The organism is Paratractidigestivibacter sp. (assembly GCF_052362415.1).
Taxonomy (GTDB): domain Bacteria; phylum Actinomycetota; class Coriobacteriia; order Coriobacteriales; family Atopobiaceae; genus Paratractidigestivibacter.
This window is the reverse complement of sequence record NZ_DAWEMK010000009.1, coordinates 9,327-29,506: the sequence shown is the minus strand read 5'-3', so window position 1 is coordinate 29,506 and position 20,180 is coordinate 9,327. Positions and strand designations below refer to the sequence as shown.

17 protein-coding genes and 1 tRNA gene are annotated in these 20,180 nt (G+C 65.3%); 10 read left to right on the top strand and 8 right to left on the bottom strand.

The window, feature by feature from the left end; translation table 11 throughout:
• Both ACT84W_RS02000 and ACT84W_RS01995 read right to left on the bottom strand, forming a co-directional pair.
• Positions 1-239: hypothetical protein (locus ACT84W_RS02000; protein ID WP_444328026.1), on the bottom strand; the 239-nt coding region annotated here is incomplete at its 3' end.
• A gap of 126 nt (positions 240-365) precedes the next feature.
• On the bottom strand, positions 366-2,441 hold the full coding sequence (locus tag ACT84W_RS01995; protein WP_444328025.1) for an elongation factor G: 2,076 nt from the start codon (positions 2,439-2,441) through the stop codon (positions 366-368).
• A gap of 563 nt (positions 2,442-3,004) precedes the next feature.
• On the opposite strand from ACT84W_RS01995, the gene ACT84W_RS01990 reads away from it, so the two are divergent.
• From ACT84W_RS01990 to ACT84W_RS01970, 5 genes are all read left to right on the top strand, one after another.
• Positions 3,005-4,354: a hemolysin family protein gene (locus ACT84W_RS01990; protein WP_444328024.1), complete on the top strand. Its 1,350-nt coding sequence runs from the start codon at positions 3,005-3,007 to the stop codon at positions 4,352-4,354.
• 78 nt (positions 4,355-4,432) lie between these two features.
• Complete coding sequence (locus tag ACT84W_RS01985) at positions 4,433-5,668, top strand: cyanophycin synthetase family protein (protein ID WP_444328023.1); 1,236 nt, start codon at positions 4,433-4,435, stop codon at positions 5,666-5,668.
• A gap of 84 nt (positions 5,669-5,752) precedes the next feature.
• Positions 5,753-6,199: a YtxH domain-containing protein gene (locus ACT84W_RS01980; RefSeq protein WP_417575791.1), complete on the top strand. Its 447-nt coding sequence runs from the start codon at positions 5,753-5,755 to the stop codon at positions 6,197-6,199.
• Between the two features lie 2 nt (positions 6,200-6,201).
• Entirely contained in the window at positions 6,202-7,314 is a 1,113-nt protein-coding gene (locus ACT84W_RS01975) for a PRC-barrel domain containing protein (protein ID WP_444328022.1), read from the top strand.
• A 9-nt stretch (positions 7,315-7,323) separates the two neighbouring features.
• Positions 7,324-10,323: a glycoside hydrolase family 3 N-terminal domain-containing protein gene (locus ACT84W_RS01970; protein WP_444328021.1), complete on the top strand. Its 3,000-nt coding sequence runs from the start codon at positions 7,324-7,326 to the stop codon at positions 10,321-10,323.
• A gap of 153 nt (positions 10,324-10,476) precedes the next feature.
• On the opposite strand, the gene tadA is transcribed toward ACT84W_RS01970, so the two are convergent.
• Positions 10,477-11,082, bottom strand: coding sequence for a tRNA adenosine(34) deaminase TadA (gene tadA / locus ACT84W_RS01965; protein WP_444328020.1), 606 nt, complete (start codon positions 11,080-11,082; stop codon positions 10,477-10,479).
• A gap of 60 nt (positions 11,083-11,142) precedes the next feature.
• On the opposite strand from tadA, the gene ACT84W_RS01960 reads away from it, so the two are divergent.
• Positions 11,143-11,233 (top strand) — tRNA-Ser (locus ACT84W_RS01960).
• 30 nt (positions 11,234-11,263) lie between these two features.
• Positions 11,264-11,809 carry a LemA family protein gene (locus ACT84W_RS01955; protein WP_417575795.1) on the top strand — a complete coding sequence of 182 codons (546 nt, stop codon included), beginning with the start codon at positions 11,264-11,266 and terminating at the stop codon, positions 11,807-11,809.
• A gap of 98 nt (positions 11,810-11,907) precedes the next feature.
• Here the strand turns inward: ACT84W_RS01955 and ACT84W_RS01950 are convergent, their stop codons facing one another.
• On the bottom strand, positions 11,908-13,176 hold the full coding sequence (locus ACT84W_RS01950) for a class I SAM-dependent rRNA methyltransferase (RefSeq protein ID WP_417575796.1): 1,269 nt from the start codon (positions 13,174-13,176) through the stop codon (positions 11,908-11,910).
• A gap of 128 nt (positions 13,177-13,304) precedes the next feature.
• The gene (locus ACT84W_RS01945; RefSeq protein WP_444328019.1) at positions 13,305-14,567 is read right to left on the bottom strand and encodes a DEAD/DEAH box helicase; all 1,263 of its coding nucleotides are present in this window, start codon (positions 14,565-14,567) and stop codon (positions 13,305-13,307) included.
• 164 nt (positions 14,568-14,731) lie between these two features.
• On the opposite strand from ACT84W_RS01945, the gene ACT84W_RS01940 reads away from it, so the two are divergent.
• Positions 14,732-15,880, top strand: coding sequence for an ATP-binding protein (locus tag ACT84W_RS01940; RefSeq protein ID WP_444328018.1), 1,149 nt, complete (start codon positions 14,732-14,734; stop codon positions 15,878-15,880).
• A gap of 143 nt (positions 15,881-16,023) precedes the next feature.
• Here ACT84W_RS01940 and ACT84W_RS01935 read toward each other — a convergent pair whose 3' ends face one another.
• The 3 genes from ACT84W_RS01935 to ACT84W_RS01925 form a co-directional block, all read right to left on the bottom strand.
• A complete protein-coding gene (locus ACT84W_RS01935; RefSeq protein WP_444328017.1) occupies positions 16,024-16,887 on the bottom strand; it encodes a MetQ/NlpA family ABC transporter substrate-binding protein in 864 nt (287 codons plus the stop codon).
• 107 nt (positions 16,888-16,994) lie between these two features.
• The gene (locus ACT84W_RS01930) at positions 16,995-17,672 is read right to left on the bottom strand and encodes a methionine ABC transporter permease (RefSeq protein ID WP_417575800.1); all 678 of its coding nucleotides are present in this window, start codon (positions 17,670-17,672) and stop codon (positions 16,995-16,997) included.
• Positions 17,672-18,430, bottom strand: coding sequence for a methionine ABC transporter ATP-binding protein (locus tag ACT84W_RS01925; RefSeq protein WP_417575801.1), 759 nt, complete (start codon positions 18,428-18,430; stop codon positions 17,672-17,674). Before ACT84W_RS01925 ends, ACT84W_RS01930 begins: the two co-directional genes overlap by 1 nt.
• Positions 18,431-18,732: 302 nt before the next feature.
• Between ACT84W_RS01925 and ACT84W_RS01920 the strand changes: the two genes are divergently transcribed.
• Positions 18,733-19,698, top strand: coding sequence for a homoserine O-succinyltransferase (locus ACT84W_RS01920; protein WP_444328016.1), 966 nt, complete (start codon positions 18,733-18,735; stop codon positions 19,696-19,698).
• Between the two features lie 9 nt (positions 19,699-19,707).
• Positions 19,708-20,160: a helix-turn-helix domain-containing protein gene (locus tag ACT84W_RS01915; protein WP_444328015.1), complete on the top strand. Its 453-nt coding sequence runs from the start codon at positions 19,708-19,710 to the stop codon at positions 20,158-20,160.
• Positions 20,161-20,180: the final 20 nt, after the last annotated feature.

Genomic DNA, 20,180 nt, shown 5'->3' with positions numbered 1-20,180 from the left:
CTGTTTTCAATCGCGGGGCAATTGTGCCGGTGATGCTTGTCTGGAACAACGATTTGCAGCGGCGGCTCAGTGCAACACGCCGCGATCCCGCGGGCAGCGCGCTGCGCGAGCGCAAGCGGCATCGCGCCGATGACCTTCCCGCTAGTGGGATCAAGGTCGGGCTCGATGTCGGCGGCACGGACTGCCCGCCAGTAATCAAGGGCCGATTCGTATCCGACTATGAGGTTCGGAGTCGCCATAGGCGCCCCCTTTCCAGGTGGACGGAAGCGCCGGCCCCCGGATTATTCCGGGGGCCGGCGCTATCGATGACGAACGGGGCGGAACGTGGATGGAGCTGTGAGCTTACTGTCGAAGGCGTCGAGGTCCTACTTCTCGCCGGTGGCGCGGCGGGCGGCGTAGTCTGCAGCGAGCTTCTGCTGAATGTCGTGGGGAACCTGCTCATAACCGGAAAGCTCAAGCTCGAACTCGCCGGTACCGCGGGAGAGCGAACGCAGACGGGTCGCATAGTCGGTGACCTCGGCGTATGGGATGGTCGCCTCGATCGTGGTCGTGCCCGCGGCAGCGCCGTCTCCGGCGCTCATGCCCTCGACGCGTCCGCGGCTCGCCGAGACGTCTCCCATCACGGAACCAGCGTAGCTGTCCGGCACGGTGATCGAGAGGTGAGCCATCGGCTCGAGGAGCACGGGCTCGGCCTGGTCGATGGCCTTCTGGAAGCCGATGCGCGCGGCGGTCTTGAACGCCATCTCGTTGGAATCCACCGGGTGGTAGGAGCCATCGTACACGGCGACCTTTACGTCGATCATGGGATAACCGGCAAGGACGCCGTCCTTCATGGTCTCCTGGACGCCCTTGTCGATGGCGGGGATGAAGCCGCGCGGGATGTGGCCGCCGACGACCTCGTCGACGAACTCGTAGCCTGCGCCGGGATTGGGCTCGACGCGCAGCCAGCAGTCGCCGTACTGCCCGGCGCCGCCGGTCTGCTTCTTGTGGCGGCCCTGGGCGGAGGCGACGCGGCGGATGGTCTCGCGGTACGGGATGCGCAGCGCGACAGTGTGGGCCGTCACGCCGGCACGCGCCTCGAGGCGGTCGAGCAGCACACTGACCTGTGCCTCGCCGATGGCGGAGATGACGGTCTGGCCGGTATCCTCGTCGCGCTCGACCTTGAGGGTCGGGTCGGCATCGGCCGACTTCTCGAGGAAGGCGTAGAGCTTGCCCTCGGTGCCGCGCTTGTCGGGCTCGATGGCGATGCGATAGAGCGAGTTGGGGAAGCGGAACGCCGCCGCCTCGACCTTGCCCGTCACGCTGAGGGTGTCGCCTGTCTGCGCCTCGAGCTTGGGCACGACGACGATGTCGCCCGCTGCGGCGGAGGCGACATCCGTGGTGTCCTTGCCGCACATGAGGTAGAGGTGGCCCAGACGCTCGGACTTGCGAGTGCGGGCGTTCGTGAGCTCGATGCCGGGGGTGATGGTGCCGGCCAGGACCTTAAGGAAGCTCAGGCGCCCGTTCTGGGGATCGTTCAGCGACTTGAAGGCGAAGACCACGGGGCGATCGTCGTCAGGAGAGATGTCGAGCTGCTCGCCGTTGACCAGCGGGATGCGACCGAAGTCCGCCATGGTCGGGAACCACGAGACGACGGCGTCCATGAAGGAGACGACGCCCTCCTCGCGCACGCAGCTGCCGGTGAACACGGGGACAAAGACGCGCTCAGCGACCGCCTTGGCCAGCAGGCCCTCAAGCTCCTCCTGGGTGATCTCCTCACCTTCGAGGTACTTCATCATGATCTCGTCATCGGCCTCGGCGACGAGGTCGGTGAGCTGGGCCCGGGCATTCTCGGCTGCCTGAGCGTATGCATCGGGAATCTCGGAGACGACGGGTTTGCCATCCACGAGGTGGCGCGCCTTCATGTGGACGATGTCGATGACGCCCTCGAACGAGTCGCCCGAACCCATGGGAATGGTCACGGGGCCGAGCTTGTTGCCGAAGCGCTCCTGCAGCGTGGCGAACGCGAGGTCGTAGTCGGCATCCGGGCGATCGATGCGGTTGATGAAGATGGCGCGTGCGAGCGAGAGGTCCTCGGCCGCGTACCAAAGGCGCGTGGTCACGGTTCCCGGGCCGCTCGCGGCATCGACCACGAACAACGCGGTCTCGCAAGCACTCATCGCGGCATAGGCATCGCCGACGAAATCAGGGTAGCACGGTGCGTCGAGCACGTTTATGCGGGTGCCCTCCCACTCGACGGGCGCGATCGAGGTGGAGATCGAGAATCCGCGCTCGCCTTCCTCGCCGTCATAGTCCAGCGTGGGCTTGGTGCCGGCGTGGCCTCCCAGGCGGGTGGTGCGGCCCGTCAGGTGAAGCATTGCCTCGGCCAGCATGGTCTTGCCCACGCCGCCTTGGCCCACGAGGACCACGTTCTTCACGCTCTCTGGTGCTTTTGCTGCCATGATGCCTCCTTCGTCGGAGTGTATTCGCGTGATGCAACGCACGTTGGTGCCAACCATACCCACGTGAGTGCCGACGGTGGGTGGCCTTTCGGGCAACGCTGCAGAGCGCGCCGCGAACGTATGGAGCCTCTTCGCGGGCGACTGGTCTGCACGAAACTGGCTTAGGGCTACGAGAAGTTTAGTCCCGTGCGCAAAAATCGATTAGGGCCACGCGTTTTACGCCCTCTAGCTGGCTCCTGGAATTCGAATCCTGCGGTTTTGTCCGCACGATGGCAACGAACGATACTGCGGGCATCGAAAACACGTAGCCCGAATCGATTTTTGCGTAGAAAACGAGCGCTGACGTGGCCCGAATCGATTTTTGTGCAAAAGGGACGATCGACGGGCATCCCTTGCCGGGCACAATGTCCGTTGCCGCCCAGATGAACGCCTGACGCTGTGGCAATGGGTATGAAACAACATACGCACAGACTGCTGGTAAAATCTGTAATTTAAAACCGCCGGCCCCAACGTCTAGCCGCGGTGAATCTGACCATCGACCCAAGGAGGTCGCGCAACAGCGCATGGACGTAGCCATTAGCATTATCGTCACGTTCCTGTTCACCCTCGCGAACGGCTTTTTCTCCGCTTCGGAAATGGCCGTCGTCAACGCGAAGCGAGCTGTCCTAGAGCCCGAGGCGGACGAGGGGGACAAGCGCGCGAAGAGCGCGATCGACCTTTCGTCCGACTCTGGTCAGTTCCTTGCCACGATCCAGGTCGCCATCACGCTCGTCGGCTTCGGCTCCTCCGCGTTCGCGGCGACGAGCCTTTCGGACCCGCTTGCGGAGCTGCTCATCGGCTTCGGCATCCCGACCGGCATCGCGGGCAACGTGGCCGTCGTGGCGATCACCCTCATCGTGGCCTATTTCTCGACCGTCATCGGCGAGCTGGTGCCCAAGCGCATCGCCCTCTCCGATGCCGAGTCCGTCGCAAAATCGGTCGCCGGCCCCATTCGCGGCTTCATGCGCATCGCCTCCCCGCTCGTTTGGCTGACCTCGAAATCGGCCGACGGCCTCTCCACCCTGCTGGGCATCAAGTCCGCCGACGACCGCCAGGACGTCTCGGAAGAGGAGATCAAATATATGGTCACCGACTCCGAGGAGCTCTCCGACGAGGAGAAGTCGATGATCCACGACGTCATCGACCTCGGCGACACCATCGCGCGCGAGGTCATGATCCCGCGCGTCGACATGACCTCGGTCGAGGATTCGTCGACCCTGAACCGCGTCCTCGCCATCATGCGCCGGACCGGCTATAGCCGCATCCCCGTTTACCACGGCTCCGTCGACCGCGTGATCGGCATCGCCCACATCAAGGACATCATCACCCCGATCCTCGACGAGGGTAAGGGGGAGGCCTCGGTCGCCGATTTCGTCCGTACCGCGACCTACGTCCCTGACACCAAGGACATCATCCCGCTGCTCTCCGAGATGCAGACGAGCCACGACCAGATGGTCATCGTCGTTGACGAGTACGGCGGAACCGCCGGTGTGCTCACCATCGAGGACATCGTCGAGGAGATCGTCGGCGAGATCGAGGACGAGTTCGACCCGGACAACAAGTACCTGACCAAGCTCTCGGACCGCGACTGGCTCGTCGACGGCCGCTTTGCGCTCGATGACGCGATGGATCTCGGCTGGCCTGTGGAGGACAATGAGGAGTACGAGACCATCGCCGGCTACATCCTCGAGCTCGCCGATAAGGTCCCGCACCCCGGCGACGTCTTCACGAAGGATGGCTACACCTTCCGCGTCCAGTCCATGCGCGGCCGCCGCGTGAGCCTGCTGCGCGTGACCGCCCCGGAACCTGAGGAGTTCCCTGCGGAGCCGGGCGCCGAGGATGCCGATAAAGGCGCGGCCGCCGATAAGGAATAGATAGTAAGGGCGTCGGTTGACTACAATGGGGGGACCTGCGCCACGCCCGCTCGCCGGGCTTGATCGAGAGGGGCCGGAATGGCTCAGCTGTTTGACATAAAGAAGGTCGTCGTCGGCCCGAAGAACCTTGAGGCCACCGTCGAGCTCGCGGCCAACGCGCCCCTGATGACGATCGAGGACCTCGAGGGCACGACCCGCGTGTGGCAGGTCATGCCCGAACTTCGCGACCACGTGTGCCTGGGCGATGAGTCCGGCGTCTTTGGCGATGTGATGGGCAACACCGAGCTCGCGCACCTGCTCGAGCATGTGACCGTCGAGCTGCTCGCCCGCACGGACATCGCGGGAGACATCGCCTGCGGCCAGACCACCGAGGTCGGGGAGCGCACTTACAAGATCACGCTGAAGTGCGTCGACGACGTGCTCGTGGTCGGCGCGCTCTCGAGCGCCGCTTGGCTCATGCAGTGGGCGTTCTCGGGCGGTGGCGATCCGAGGCCGGACGCCGACGCCATCGCCAAGGGCCTCGTCGCCCTGGTGGGAAGCTTGCCCCCGGTCGAGAAGAAACCCGAGGTCGCCGTGCGGGATCCGGAACCCGAGGATGGCGAGATCGCGCCGGAGACAGCGGCTGGCGACGAGCCTGTTTCCGTGACCGAGGGCGCGGCGGAGCCAATGGAGGCCGCGGCGCCGATGGCGGAGCCTTCGCCGGAATCGGCGACCGAGCCCGCGGCGCCTTCCGAGACCGCGCGCACGGACGCTTCCAACGATAGGCATGTCGTCGACGAAGCTGAGGTCGAGGCTATTCTGGCGGCGGCGCCCGCAGCGGCTGAACCGATGACCGAGCCGGAGCAGAAAGACGATCAGGAGCCGGCGCGGGAGGCCGAACCTTTTGTGGAATCGGACCAAGAGGTGACGGTGGACCCTATGCCGGTGTCGACGGAGCTCGAGGCTGAGGTCAACGCGCCTGAGGCCGAGATTGACACCCCGGCTGCGCCCGAGGCCGAGGTTGACGCCCAGGCTGCGCCCGAGGTCGCCGAGCCGGAACCCGTGTCCGAGGTTGTTGTAGCTGAGCCTGTGCCCACGGACGCGCCGGTCGAGCCCGCTGTCGCAGCGGGCCCCGAGGAGGTGACTCCGGTTTCCGGCGAGTCTGCGGCCGCCCCGCAGGACGATGTACCCGAGCCCGTCACCTTCGACCCCGCCGCCGCGCCGTCCACCCCCGCGCCCTCGGAGCAAACCGCCGCGCCCGTCGATGAGCCTCCCGCGGCTCCCGTCGACGACTGGGGCCTAGGCGATGTCCCGCGCCCCCGGCTCGTTCGATAACGCCCACCCGATACCGGTGCGCCCGGCGACAAGGCCGGGTATGAGGTATCTGACGTCATAGCATTTCTTTCCAAGGAGGACTCCATGAGCAAGAAGACCGTTGGATTCGTTCTGGGCAGCATCTTCGGCGCGGCCGCCGGTGTCGTCGCCGGCATCATGATCGCGCCGCGCTCCGGCGCCGAGAGCCGCGCCATGGCCGCCGATGCCATGAACGATGCCTGGGACTCTGCCGTCGATACTTACGAGCGCGCCGGCGATGCCGTGGGCGAGCAGGTCTCCGGCTTCCGCCCGACCGTCGATGCGAAGGCCGACGAGCTGCGCGCCAAGGTCGACGCCGCCCGCGAGCGCATGGACCAGCTCCGCGACTCCCTCTCGGATGTCGTCGCTCAGACTTCTTCGCAGGTCAACGACGCCGTGAACACCGTCACCGACAAGGTCGTCTCGATGGCCGACATCGCAGCCGAGCAGGGCAGCGCCCCGGCCGAGGCCGTCCACGTCGAGGTCGTCGAGCCCGAGAAGGACGAGGCCTAACCTTGCTCAAGATCAACGACCTCTACGGCCGCAAGGTCTACGTTCCAAAGAAGGCCAAGAAGAAAAAAGGCGCCGACCCCTCTGAGGTCAAACTCAGCAAGCTGGGGAAGGTCCACATGGCGGTCTTCTCGCCGAACGGCCGGGAGGTCGTTGGCTTCCTCGTGACTAGGCCTGACATCGCCGGCATGGTCAAGCGCCCCGACGTCTTCCTCGCGTGGGATTCCTTCCGGGTCCTCGACGACGGGGGCCTGTGCGTGTCGCGCGAGGACGACGGCATGGATGACGCGGCCCGCAAGCGCCTTGGAGTCGACTGGGACTCTTGCGTCATGTGGGCGGGCATGGATGCCCAGACTGTCGGCGGAAAGAAGCTCGGCTACGTCTCGGACGCCGAGTACAACACGAAGACCGGCAAGGTCGCCAGGTTTTTCGTCGGCGACGGCGGGATGGCGCGCGCCCTCGTGGGCTCGTTCGAGATCCCGGCGTCCATGGTTCGCGGCTACTCCAAGGGCCGCATGATCGTCGATGACGCTGCCGCGGACATCGAGCTCAACGGCGGCGTCGCGGCAAAGGTCGGCGAGGGCTACGCGAAGGCAAAGGTCAAGGGCGCTGAGGCTGCGCATAAGGCGGGTAAGGCCGCCGGCGAGGCCGTCGATAAGGGTTCCTATGCCTTCGGACGCATGCTCGGCCGCGCCAAGCGCGCGATCGAGGACGCGACCGCGGAAGACGAGCCTAAGGCAAAGAAGGACGCCGAGCCTGAGCGCCCGACGGTGCCCGCCGCGGACGTGCGCGTGAGCGCGCCCGAGGGCAAGCTGCGAGCCGGCGCGGAGGAACGCGCCTCTCGCCCGGAGCCCACGACGTACGCGCCGGTTGAGGACGATGCAAAAAAGAATAAATCCGCCGCAGGCCAGAAGGTGCCTTCTGCTGACGGCGCGGGCTCTGGGCCGAAGCGACCCTCCGCCAAGCCCTCCTCCAAGCAGACGGCCAAATCGACCGCCAAGCCTGCCGCAAAGAAGCCCTCCTCCGAGCAGGCCGCCCGTGCGGTCGGCAAGCAGATCGGGCGCATGGGAAAGATGTTCTCGTCCTTCAAAGACGAGTTCGACAAGGCGAGTAAGTAGGCCGGCACCGTGAGGCGCCCCACAAAAAAGCAGGTGCTCAAGGTCGCCGGCTGCGCCGGGGCCGTTGCCGTGGTCGCCGCCGTGGCGGCCGCGAACGTCGCGATGCTGCTCTTCGGCGACACGATCGACGCTTATCTGGGTGCCGGGTCCGTTGACATCACCGAGGATCAAAAGGCCGCCGTCATGGAGGATGGCCGCAACCTCGCTCGCCGCATCGAGGGCGAGGGAATTGTGCTCCTGCGCAACGAGGACAATGCCCTGCCTCTGCCCGCGACCACAAAGAAGGTCAACGTTTTTGGTTGGGCCTCGACGCAGTGGGTCGCTTCCGGCTCCGGCTCCGGCCAGGTGAGCGGCGAGGCGAAGGGGCTTCTTGCCGCGCTGAAGGACGGCGGGATTGAGTACAACGAGCAGCTCGCGGACATGTACAAGGACTTCCATGGGGAGCGCGCGTTCAAGTCTGCCGGCGCGCTGAACAGCCGCTCGACGGAGTTCTGCCGCCTGTACGAGCCGAGCGTCTACGACAAGTCGTGCTACTCGGACGAGCTTCTTTCCAACGCGGAGAGCTACTCCGACACGGCCATCGTCGTCATCGGGCGCACTGCGGGCGAGAGCATCGACTGCCCGACGAAGCAGTACAAGATCAGCGCGCGCGGCTGGGACGTCACAATGGACGCGACGTGCGGCTACCTGGAGCTTTCCAGCGAGGAGATCGGGCTTTTGCGTTATGTGGGCGCCCATTACGCGCACACAGTCGTCGTGGTTAACTCGACGAACACGATGGAGCTCGGCGAGTTCGAGACCATTCCCGGCATCGACGCGACGCTGCTCGCGGGGCCCACGGGCGAGGTCGGCGCAGACGCCGTCGTCGCCGCGCTCAAGGGGGAGATCAACCCCTCCGGGCGCACCACCGACACCTTCGCTTACGACTTCTCTACAGCTGCGAGCTGGGCGAATGCCGGCGCCATGGGCGAGGGACTCTACACGAACAGCCGCGGGCTGTATCCTGCCGACGGCACGAAGAACCCCAACATCGGCGTCGACGAGGAGTACGACTCGCTGCGCTTCGTGGACTATGCCGAGGGCATCTACGTGGGGTATCGCTGGTACGAGACGGCGGACGCCGAGGGTTATTGGGACCATGTGGCCAATCGCCACGGCACGGGTTATGAAGGTGTCGTCCAGTACCCGTTCGGCTACGGGCTCAGCTACACGACCTTCGATTGGAAGGTCGTGTCTCGCACCCACGGGCAAGGTTCCCGCGCGGCGCGCGACACCGCCTACTCGACGACCGTTCGGGTGACGAACACGGGCGCGCGCGCCGGGCGCGACGTCGTGCAGCTCTACTGCACGCCTCCGTACACGAAGGGCGGTATCGAGAAACCCTCGACCATGCTCGTGGCGTACGCGAAGACCAAGCTCCTCGAGCCCGGCGAGAGCCAGGACGTCGAGCTCTCGTTCACCATGGACGACGTAGCCAGCTATGACTGCTACGACAAGAATACCGACGGCTTCGCGGGCTATGAACTTGACGCCGGGACGTATACCGTCGAGCTCAAGCACAATGCGCACGAGGTCGCGGGCTGCGACTTCGCGACCACACAGCTCAAGGTGCCCAAGACCATCCAGTGCGCGGACGACCTGCAGACGGGCGCGGCGGTCCAGAACCGCTTCACCGGCGACGCGACGGTGGACGGCGTCTCGATCGACGGGTCGAATTCGAGCGCCGGCATCACCTGGCTCTCGCGCGGCGACTTCGCGGCCACCTTCCCGGCGAAGTGCGACCCCGACCGCCAGATCGCGGACAACGTCGCCGCGCTGAACCTCTACGACGAGCGGGCGGTCGAGGCGGATGCGGCCGAGTACCAGGGGATCGTTGGGCAGCGGCCCTATGTCGCGTCCCGCGGTTCTGGCGATAAGGCCGCCCATAAGATCGCCGACGACGGCCGGCTGACCGACTTCGGCCGCGCGCTCGGCCAGGATTACAACGCCGAGGGGTGGGAAGAGCTTCTTGACAACCTCACGGTCGACGAGATGAGCCGGCTCGTGCTCCACGGCTACATCTCCACCTCCTCGATCGACCAGGTGGGCAAGCCGCTGACCAAGGAGGTCGACGGTCCCTCCCAGGTCGGGTCGTTCAACCAGCTCGCGACCGGCGTCGGCTATCCAAGCGGATCGGTGATCGCCCAGACCTGGAACGATGGGCTGGCCTGCGAGTACGGCCGGCAGCTCGGGCGCGAAGCCGCTGCCATCGGCGTCGACGGGCTCTATGCCCCGAGCGTCAACATCCACAGGACGCCGGTCGGGGGGCGCAACTACGAGTACTTCTCGGAAGACCCGCTCGTATCGGGCAACCTCGCCGCGGCCATCGTCACCGGAGCGAAGCAGACGGGGACGTACTGCTTCATCAAGCACATCGCGCTGAACAACCAGGACTCCTACCGCGACTCGCTCTACGAGTGGCTGACCGAGCAGACCCTGCGCGAGGTGTACCTGCGGCCCTTTAAGATCGCGGTCGAGAAGGGCGGCGCCACGGGCTTCATGAGCTCGTACAACCGCATCGGGGCGACGTGGTCCGGTGGCAATAAAGCCCTGCTCACGGGCGTCTTGCGCGGCGAATGGGGCTTCCAAGGCGCTGTGATCACGGACTATGCGGACCATCAGCAGTACATGAACGCCGACCAGATGCTGCGCGCCGGCGGCGACCTGTTCATGGACGGCGTCTTCCGCAACGGGCAGTTCAAGTACGGCTTCACGGCGGAGGAGCTCTCGACGGCGAGCGGATCGGCGAGCGAGACCCGCGCGCTGAGCTACTACACGAACCTTCGCCGGGCAGCTAAAGACGTTCTCTACACGTGGCTGAACGCTCGCGCGTCCCAAGACGTCGGGTACGTGCGCCCGGCAAAGAAGACGGGCAGCTCTTGGGTGCGCATCGCCGTCGGCGCTGCCGACATCGCGGTGGTCGCCGGCGCGGCCACGTGGGCGATTCGCCGCCGGCACGCGCGGCGCTGACGCCGGCCGCGGGGACGGCGCGGGCCGTGGCAGTCGCGCGGTTGCGCGATTGCGCGCGCAAGGGTGTCCCAGGAAGTCGCGCGCAATGACTGTCACCGGCTGATGTGTGTCCCAAAAACGCTGCACTGGGTGACAGTCATTGCGTGATGGGTGTCACCGGATGATGGGTGTCCCAGAAAGCTGCACGCAATGACTGTCACCCAGTGTTGGTGGGCGCTTGGCGGCGGCGCGGCGGGCGCGGAAGAAGGAGCGCAGCTGCGTCGCGGCCTCGTCGGCGAGGACACCGCTTCTGACCTCGAACTCGTGGTTGAGGCGCTCGTCATGGCTCACGTCAAAGAGAGTGCCGAGCGCGCCGCCCTTGGGGTCGGGCGCGCCGTAGACGCAGCGGTCGATGCGCGCATTGACCATGAGGCCGGCGCACATGAGGCAAGGCTCGAGCGTGACGTAGACCGTGCAACCGGTGAGGCGCCAGCGCCCGAGCGCGCGCGACGCCGCGACCATCGCCGAGAACTCGGCGTGCGCGGAGGGGTCGAGGTCCGTCTCGCGCCGATTGTGCGCCCGCGCCACGACCTCGCCGTCGCAGACGACGACGGCCCCGATGGGCACTTCTCCCTCGCAGGCGGCGAGCGCCGCCTCGTCGAGCGCCATCCGCATGTAGTCCTCGTCGGATAAGGCGGCTCGCCTAATCGTGGGCTCTACCTCGGCCTTTGTCTCGAGCGTGGGCTCGGCCACCGGTTGTGCGTCGTTGCGTACCGTCATCGGTTCCTCTCGTCGTCGGAAACATGTCACATGGGGTAGGATAATAGAGCTTGCATCAACGGAGGAGTGGCAGAGTGGTTGAATGCAGCGGTCTTGAAAACCGTCGTGCGGTAATCCCGTACCGAGGGTTCGAATCCCTCCTCCTCCGCCATATCGCCTGCCCCCGCCCAAGGAGGAAGCCATGCTCATCGTGATTCTCGTCGTCGTGGTCGTCGTTGTTCTCGCTGTTGCATGGATTTCGCTCAGCAACGGCATCGTCCGAGCTGCAAATAAGTGCGACAACGCCTGGCAGACCATCGACACTCAGCTTCAGCGCCGCAACGACCTCATCCCCAACCTCGTCGAGACGGTCAAGGGCTATGCCTCCCACGAGTCCGGCACCCTCGAGGCCGTGACGAGCGCCCGCGCCGCTGTCGCCTCCGCGGCTACCCCCGAGGCGAAGATGGAGGCGTCCGGTCAGCTCACCCGGGCGCTCCGCGGGCTTCTCGCTGTCGCCGAGGCCTACCCCGAGCTCAAGGCCAACGCGAACTTCCAGCAGCTCCAGGCAGACCTCACCGATACCGAGAACCGTATCAGCTATGCTCGCCAGAGCTACAACGACGTGGTCATGGACTACAACAACGCCATCCAGACCTTCCCCGGCAGCCTCGTGGCCGGCGGGCGCGCGCCCAAGCAGGGCTTCGCTGCCGACGCCGATGCGCGCCAGGCCCCGAAGGTCAGCTTCTAGCCGGACAACGCCTCAGGCGCGGCAAATCGAGTCCGCAGAAAAGAGGACGGGTACGAGCAAGCAATCGCTGGAGCTCGTACCCGTCCTTTACATACCGCCTAAACCACCTGGAACACAAAGAAGTCGAGGTAGTGAGTCTCCGGGACGCCCCAAAGGATGGGGTGGTCGGGGGCCTGCTGGCGCTCCTCGACCTGCTTGAGCTGCACGTTCGCCTGATGCGCAGCGTCGGCGATGGCCTCGGCGAGCAGATCACGCGTCATGAAGTGGCTGCAGCTGCAAGTGGCCAGGTACCCTCCGCGCGGCAAGAGGCGCATGGCCTCGTAGTTGATCTCGCGGTAGCCGCGCGCCGCGTGCTTTACGGTGCCGCGGCTCTTTGTGAACGCGGGCGGGTCGAGCACGATAAGGTCGAAGGGGCCGCCCTCCTCACGGAGGCGAGCGCGGCCCTTTCGCAGCTCAGGCAGGTATTCGAGGACGTTCGCGCAGGTGAAGTCCATACGATCGTCGAGCCCGTTCAAGCGCGCGTTCTCGGCGGCGAGGTCGATGGCGGTCTGGCTGACGTCGACACAGCGCACGAAGTCGGCCCCGCCCGCGGCGGCGTTTAGGCCGAAGGGCCCCACGTGGCAGAAGCAGTCGAGCACGCGACGCCCGCCGGCGATCTGCCGGACGGCGCGTCGGTTGTACTTCTGGTCTAGGAAGAAGCCCGTCTTCTGGCTGTTCTCGATGTCGAGGTCGAAGGACAGGCCGTTCTCGACGACCTTGATGCGCGGGGTGTCGGGGACCTCGGCGCCCTGGCCGTCCCACCAGCCCTTCGTTTGCGGCAGGCCTTCCTTCACGCGGGAGGGGGAATCGTTGCGCTCGTAGATGCAGCGCACATCCTGCCCGTCTTCCTGGAGCACCTTGAGCAGCAGCGGGTAGATGATGGGGCGGAGTAGCTCCATGCCGACGGTGCCGACCTGGGAGACCAGCACGTGCTCGTAGCGGTCGACGATGAGGCCGGGCATACCGTCCGCCTCGGAGAACACGACGCGGCAGGCGTTGGTGTCCGGCTCGCAGCCGGGAAGCGCACACCCGCCCATAGCGACCTTGCGGTGCTCCCATGCGTAGGCCACGCGCCGGGCCCAGAACGCCTCGTCCAGGCGGTCGTTCGCGTTGCGCGTGACGATGCGCACGCGAATCTTCGACTCCTGGGAAAGAAGCCCCGCCCCCTGCCAGGTTCCGTTCTCCTCAAAGACGTCGACCACCGACCCGTTTGCGCATGGCTCGGCCTCGATCACCTCCCCCTCGAACACCCAGGGGTGCCCGGCCTTGAGGGCGCGGGCGGCCTTGCGCGTGACGATGAGCTTTGGGTAGGGGCGTGCTTGCTTCATGGGTTGCCTTTCTGGGGAGTCGGGGATGCCAGCGACATGGTAAGGACGGGCGCGAATTGTCCGATCAGCTCCGGAAGATTCGCGCCCGTCCCCAGGTCATCGTGCTTTTGCCTGCGTGAGCGGCATGTTTAATAGTGCCGGCCGTAACGGCCGCCTCCGATGCCGCGTCCGCGCGCACGGGAACCGGAGAACATCGTGCGCATGGGCTTCTTTGTGCTGCGCCCCTCCTGCGGGACGATGCGGCCGGCGTCGTAGCTGAAGCCGGGCAGGTCCCACGTGGGGATGAGCTTCTTTGTGAAGTACTCGATCTCGCGCAGGGGGCTGATCTCGTCGGGGCCGACGAAGGTGTAGGCGTGGCCCGTGGCGCCCGCGCGGCCGGTGCGGCCGATGCGGTGGACGTAGTCCTCGGGGTCCATCGGAACGTCGAAGTTCACGACCGCGTCGATGCCGGAGACGTCGATGCCGCGGCTCATGACGTCGGTCGCCACGAGCACCTGGATCTTTCCGTCGCGGAAGCGCTCGAGGGCGCGCTCGCGCTCCTTCTGGGTGCGGTCGGCGTGCATGACATCGACCTTGACCTGCGCGTTCTTGAGCATCTTGCTCACGTCGTCCACACGGTGCTTCGTGCGGCAGAACACCAGGACGCGCTCGGGTTTCTGGCCTGCGGCGCCGCCGGTCTCGAGCAGCGCGCGAAGGAGCTCCGGTTTCTGTGCTTGGGTCACGGGGCAGAGGTGCTCGTCGACCGTGTCCGCGGTCTCGCCCACACGAGCGATCTCGACGGTGACGGGGTCGGAAAGAAGCGCGTCGATGGTGCTCTTGATCGACGGCGGGATGGTCGCGGAGAAGAGAAGCGTCTGGTGCTTGGCCGGCAGGGCGTGCATTATGCGGCGGACGCTCGGCCAGAATCCCATGTCGAGCATGCGGTCGGCCTCATCGAGGACAAGGACCTCCACGCCCGAGAGGCTCACGTGGTCGTGCTCCATGAGGTCGAGCAGGCGCCCAGGGGTGGCGACGAGGAGGTCGCAGCCGGCCTCGAGCTGCTTGATCTGCTTCTCGAACTTGGTGCCGCCCATGACGATGACCGCGCGCTGACCGGTCTTCTCGCACACGACCTTGACGACGTCGTCGATCTGCGTGGCGAGCTCGCGGGTCGGGGTGACGATGAGCGCATGGGGGCCGCGGCCCTTCTTTCCGGCGATTCGCTGAAGCGTGGGCAGCGCGAAGGCTGCGGTCTTGCCCGTGCCGGTCTGCGCGGAGGCGACGATGTCGCGCCCCTCGAGCACGTGGGGGATGGCGCCAGCTTGGACCGGGGTCGGCGTGGTGAAGCCGAGGGCATCGACCCCGGCGAGGATCTGCTCGTTTAGCCCGAGCTCGGCAAATGTAGTAGTCATAGCTGCAAGTATCGCGCAAAACCGCAGGTCTTGCACGCGAGAAGGGCCTGGGAGGGGCCAGAGGGAAGAGTGGCTTACGTGTGTATATCTGTTATACTTCGACAATGTGTATACTTGTTATACTTGTCGTTGAACTGCGGTTTTATATGAATCGAGGTATCCAAATGCCTAGACAGAACCCGTTCACTCCCATGTTCGGAGGTAAGCCGCAACATTTCTTCGGGCGATCCCTTGAGCTGAATATCGTTAAACATGCGATTGCCGACGGAAACAGCCCGTACCGCGTCATCTTCGTGACGGGCAACCGTGGGTGCGGAAAGACGGCGCTGCTCGAGCAATTCTCGATCACGGCTCGGGAAGCAGGCTGGACAACGGTCGATGTTCACTCCGCCCACGCATCCGAGGATATTGTCCGCAGACTGGCGGGCGCGGACCAAAGGACCGTTGAGCGAGTGGCTGCCCCCGAGGCCTTCGGTCTTTCTGCGGGTCACGTAGGTATTTCGGAAAGCAACCGATACGATGGCCGGGCGCTGACCGATGTCCTCGCCGCTGCCAGCGAGAAGCGCAAGCGCGGCGGGGTGTTCATTACCGTCGACGAGGCGCAGAAAATACCCGAGTCGGACATGGAGAACATCTGCGCGGCGGTTCAGATGACCTTGCGCAAGGGGTTCCCCGTCATGCTCGTCCTCGCGGGACTTTGCGGAGCGAAGGAAAAAATCAGCTCGTATAAGGGCTGCACCTTCATGCAACGGGCGTATGACATCAGACTCGGCAGCCTTGGTGTGGACGAGACCCGTTCGGCGTTTGCCGGGATGCTCGACCTGACCGGCTTTGTGACGTGCGGAGAGGAGGAGCTCGAGTATTTATGCGCATGCAGCTATGGGTATCCGTACCTGATTCAGCTGCTCGGATATTACCTGGTTGAAGCTGCTGGCGTGAGTCATCCCAGAGGACATACCGCGGTTACCAAGGGGCTCGTGGACGAGGCCGACTTGTCGGCTCGCGTCGATTTTCGGGCAAATGTGATCGAGCCGTCCGTCGGCGATTTCGGCCCAGGGATGACCGCCTACCTAGAAGCAATCGTCGATGGCGTGGGCGAAGACGGGCGCTCCTCTACGGGAGGCGCGGCCCGGGCGATCGGAAAGAGCGCCCAGCAGTGCGCTCCCTACCGAGCGCGCCTCATCGAGCGAGGGACCATCGTTCCGGCAGGCTATGGGTATGTGAGGCTCAACATCCCGCACCTACGAAGCTATTTCACGGAAGAGGACACCGGGAAACTGTCGGATGACGGCGCGAGAATCTGGAATTACTGAGAACGAACCCTTTCCGACGATGCGGCAAGAAGGGCTCAGGGGGCTCGAAAAGAAGGACCTGAGCACGAGAACGCCCCCGGCGGCAGCTTTGCCGTCGGGGGCGCCGTAACACTTAGGGTGGGTCCGCGCGCCTGCGCGAGGGGCTAGAACACGGGGATGACGGAGCCCTTGTACTGGTCCTCGATGAACTTCTTTGCGGTGTCGCTGGTCAGGGCCTTGACGAGGGCCTTGGTCTTGGGGGAGTCCTCCTCGCCCTTGCGGACGGCGACGATGTTGGCGTAGGTCTGCGCGGCCTCGGAGTCGGCGCCCTCGGAGGCGAGGGTCTTGGAGGTGTCGAGCCCGGCGGAGAGCGCGTAGTTGCCGTTGATCACAGCGAAGTCGGCGTCCTGCAGGGAGCGCGGCACGGCAGCGGCCTCGACCTCGACGAGCTGGATGTTGTGGGGGTTCTCGGCGATGTCGTTCGCGGTCGCCTCGAGCCCTGCGCCGTCCTTGAGCTTAATGACGCCCTGGTCCTGGAGCAGCAGCAGCGCACGGGCCTCGTTGGTGGCGTCGGAGGGCGCGGCGATCTTCGCGCCGTCGGGGACGTTCTTGATGTCGGAGCTCTTGCCGGCGTAGAGGCCCATTGGCTCGAAATGGATGGCCGCGGCGCTGGCGAGGTCGGTGCCGTTCTCCTGGTTGTAGTTGTCGAGGTAGGGCTTGTGCTGGAAGTAGTTGGCGTCGAGGCTGCCGTCGGAGAGCGCGACGTTGGGCTGGACGTAGTCGTTGTACTCGACGACCTTGAGCTCATAGCCGTCGGCCTTGAGCTCGTCGGCGACGGCGTTCAGGATCTCGGCGTGCGGGGAGGGGGAGGCGCCGACGGTGATCACGTTGTCGGACGACGCGTTGCTGCCCGAGCCGTTACTCGAAGACGCCGCCTGGCCGCTACCACCGCAGGCGACGAGCGAAAGCGCGAGGCCGGCGCTGGCGAGAACGCCCGCGATGGGCTTGAGGTGCTGCTTGATAGACATAGTAAATCCTTTCCCTTTTGATGTTGTCTGAGGGTGAGATGACGTATGAGTCGCCGGAGGGGCCGGCGTTGGCTCCGATTAAAGAGGCTGAGTTCGGTGTATATGCGCTAAAAGCGCATTCGCTTGTCGCAGCCGCGCACCAGCAGGTTGCAGAGGGTCTGGATGACCTGGACCATGACGATGAGGATGATCACGGTGGCGATCATGACGTCGTCCTGGTAGCGCTGGTACCCATAGCGGATGGCGATGTCGCCCAGGCCGCCCGCGCCGACGGTGCCGGCCATGGCGGTGTAGCCGAGAATCGTGATGATGACGATCGGCAGGCCGCGCAGCAGGCTCGGGAGCCCTTCTCGCAGGTAGACCTTGAGGATGATCTCCCAGGTGGAGGCGCCCATGGAGGTCGCGGCCTCAACGAGCCCGCGGTCGACCTCGGCCTCGGAGGACTCGACCATGCGCGCGACGAACGGCGCGGCCGAGACGATCAACGGGAAGACCGCGGCGGGGACGCCGAGCGTGGTGCCCACGACGGCGCGGGTCACTGGGATGAGGAACAGCAGCAGGATGATGAACGGCAGCGAGCGGGCCATGTTCACGATCCAGCCGATGACGGAGTAGGCGACGCGGTTGGGCCTCAGGCCGTCGGGCGCGAGCACGGTGAGCAGCGTGCCGAGGACGATGCCGATGATGTAGGCGCCGAGGGTCGAGGCGAGTACCATGACGGCGGTGTCGACGGTGCCTTGCGCGAGGAGCGCGCCGTACTTACCGATGAATGCGCTGAAGTCCATCAGCGGGCACCTCCCTCGAACTGGAGCAGCGCCCGGGTGACATCTGCCTGCGGGTTGCCGAAGACCTGGTCGACCGTGCCCTGCTCGACCACGCGGCCCGCCTCCATGACGGCGATGCGCCCACAGATGCGGCGAGCGACGGCGAGCGAGTGGGTGATGAGCACGATGGTCACGCCGAGCTCCTTGTTGATGCGGGCAAGAAGGTCGAGCACCTGGCTCGTGGTGAGGGTGTCAAGCGCGGAGGTGGCCTCGTCGCACAGGAGCGTGTTCGGCCGCGTCATGAGGGCGCGGGCGATGGCCACGCGCTGCTGCTGGCCGCCCGAGAGCTGGGAGGGGTAGGAGTCCTCGCGCCCCTCGAGGCCGACGAGCTTGATGAGCTCGCGGCCGCGCGTCGTCGCCTCGTCGCGGCTCAGGCGACCGGCGGCGCTGGCGAGCGTAGCGGGAAAGACGACGTTCTCCAACACAGTGCGCTGCTGGAAGAGGTTGATGCCCTGGAAGATCATGCCAATATCGGCGCGGAGCTTGCGCAGCTCGCTGCCGCGCAGGTCGGTGACGTCGCGGCCGTCGATGCGGACGGTGCCGCTCGTGGGCTGCTCAAGCAGGTTGATGCAGCGGACGAGGGTCGACTTGCCGGCGCCGGACTCGCCGATGATGCCGAAGATCTCCCCGGACTCGATGGTGAGCGTGACGTCGTCGAGCGCGCGGTTGGAGCCGGACGCGCCGTCGAAGACTTTGGTTATGTTTGCGAGTTCAATCATAGCCAGTCGAGTATAGCAAGGTGTTTTCAGATGGCGTTTGGCGTGCTTAAACCGATAATCGATGGGTAGTTATCGCTTTGAGCTATAACGCCAGCTCGGCGACGCGATATTGTGCGCGGCCGTTGCTATACTGATTGGCGGTAAACACGATTCTGGCTGGAGGGACGCACATGCACTTTCTTCTTTCCCTCGCCATGACGATGCGAATGCGGGGGCACTGCTAGGCCCGGCCGCGCGGTCGACGCCACAAGCAGTGCTTTTTCGGTTTCTGTACCTCTCGCGTTCGCACAGGAGATTCACCCATGCCCATCAACATCCCCGACGGCCTGCCCGCCAAAGCCACCCTGCACCAGGAGCGCATCTTTGCCTTAGAGGAGGAAGTCGCCAACAACCAGCAGATTCGCCCGCTGCACGTGGTCATCCTCAACCTCATGCCCACCAAGGTCGAGACCGAGACGCAGATCCTGCGCCTGATCTCGAAGTCGCCGCTGCAGGTGAGCTGCGACTTCATGCGCGTGAGCAGCCACGAGGCGACGCATGTGAGCGCCGACCACTTGGTCAAGTTCTACGACACGTTCGACGCGCTCAAGGACAACTACTACGACGGCTTCATCATCACGGGCGCGCCGGTCGAGCAGATGGAGTTCGAGGACGTCGATTACTGGGACGAGTTTTGCCGGATCGTTGACTGGTCGCAGACGCACGCGCTCTCGACCATGTACCTGTGCTGGGGCGCTCTCGCGGGGCTCTACCACCTCTATGGCATCCCAAAGAAGATGCTCGGCTCGAAGCTCTTCGGCGTGTTCAAGCAGCGGCTCTGCGACGAGTACAACTTCCTGACCAACGGCTTCGACGAGGTGCACTACATGCCGCACTCCCGGCACGCGGCGATCGACACCGCGGCGCTCGCCGAGCACCCTGAGCTGCAGGTTCTTTCCGAGGGCTTCACCAGCGGCCCCGCGATCATCGCCACGCGCGACTTCCACGAGGTTTACGTGACGGGTCACTTCGAGTACGGTCGGGACACCCTGGGCTCCGAGTTCTGGCGCGACTTCCACAAGGGCCTGCCCATTCGCGTACCGGAGAACTACTTCCCCGACGACGACCCCGAGAAGCAGCCGATCTTCACGTGGCGCGCGCACGCGAACCTCCTGTACCGGAACTGGCTGAACTGGATCTACCAGATGACGCCCTACGAGCTCGAGCGGATCCCCGAGGTCATCGAGCAGCTGCGCGGCGGCGGCGACATCATGACGGACAAGTTCTAGGGGGTCTACGTGCCGCAAGGCGGCAAGGAGCGCATAACGGAGGAGCTGCTCGATCAGCTCCTCGCCTCGTCGACTCCGGAGGCATACCTCGCCTCCGAGGGGACGACGATCGAACGCGATCTGCCTGACTACCTGAACGAGTTGCTGGAAAGCCGCGGGATTCGCCGCTCTGACGTGGTGCGCGCAAGTGGGCTGAACGCGACTGTTGTCTACGACATCTTTTCCGGAAAGAGCCGCCCGGGCCACGACCATGCCGTCATGCTGGCCTTTGGCCTCGGCTGCAACTTGCGCGAGGCGCAGCGCCTGCTTCGGTTGGCGGGCGTGAGCGAGTTGTGGTGCAAGGTCCCGCGCGATGCGATCCTCATCTGGTGCTTCGAGCACGGCCTTTCTCGCGAGGAGGCCGATGACGAGTTGTATCGCCTCGGCGAGAAGACGCTTTTGGGCACCGGCCCGCTGCGTTGACGGCGCCTGTTCGCTCGACG

Coding starts and splice junctions, on each gene's coding strand:
- ACT84W_RS01995 (WP_444328025.1), bottom strand. CDS start 2,441: ATGGCAGCAAAAGCACCAGAGAGCGTGAAGAACGTGGTCCTCGTGGGC.
- ACT84W_RS01990 (WP_444328024.1), top strand. CDS start 3,005: ATGGACGTAGCCATTAGCATTATCGTCACGTTCCTGTTCACCCTCGCG.
- ACT84W_RS01985 (WP_444328023.1), top strand. CDS start 4,433: ATGGCTCAGCTGTTTGACATAAAGAAGGTCGTCGTCGGCCCGAAGAAC.
- ACT84W_RS01980 (WP_417575791.1), top strand. CDS start 5,753: ATGAGCAAGAAGACCGTTGGATTCGTTCTGGGCAGCATCTTCGGCGCG.
- tadA (WP_444328020.1), bottom strand. CDS start 11,082: ATGACGGTACGCAACGACGCACAACCGGTGGCCGAGCCCACGCTCGAG.
- ACT84W_RS01955 (WP_417575795.1), top strand. CDS start 11,264: ATGCTCATCGTGATTCTCGTCGTCGTGGTCGTCGTTGTTCTCGCTGTT.
- ACT84W_RS01950 (WP_417575796.1), bottom strand. CDS start 13,176: ATGAAGCAAGCACGCCCCTACCCAAAGCTCATCGTCACGCGCAAGGCC.
- ACT84W_RS01945 (WP_444328019.1), bottom strand. CDS start 14,567: ATGACTACTACATTTGCCGAGCTCGGGCTAAACGAGCAGATCCTCGCC.
- ACT84W_RS01940 (WP_444328018.1), top strand. CDS start 14,732: ATGCCTAGACAGAACCCGTTCACTCCCATGTTCGGAGGTAAGCCGCAA.
- ACT84W_RS01935 (WP_444328017.1), bottom strand. CDS start 16,887: ATGTCTATCAAGCAGCACCTCAAGCCCATCGCGGGCGTTCTCGCCAGC.
- ACT84W_RS01930 (WP_417575800.1), bottom strand. CDS start 17,672: ATGGACTTCAGCGCATTCATCGGTAAGTACGGCGCGCTCCTCGCGCAA.
- ACT84W_RS01925 (WP_417575801.1), bottom strand. CDS start 18,430: ATGATTGAACTCGCAAACATAACCAAAGTCTTCGACGGCGCGTCCGGC.
- ACT84W_RS01920 (WP_444328016.1), top strand. CDS start 18,733: ATGCCCATCAACATCCCCGACGGCCTGCCCGCCAAAGCCACCCTGCAC.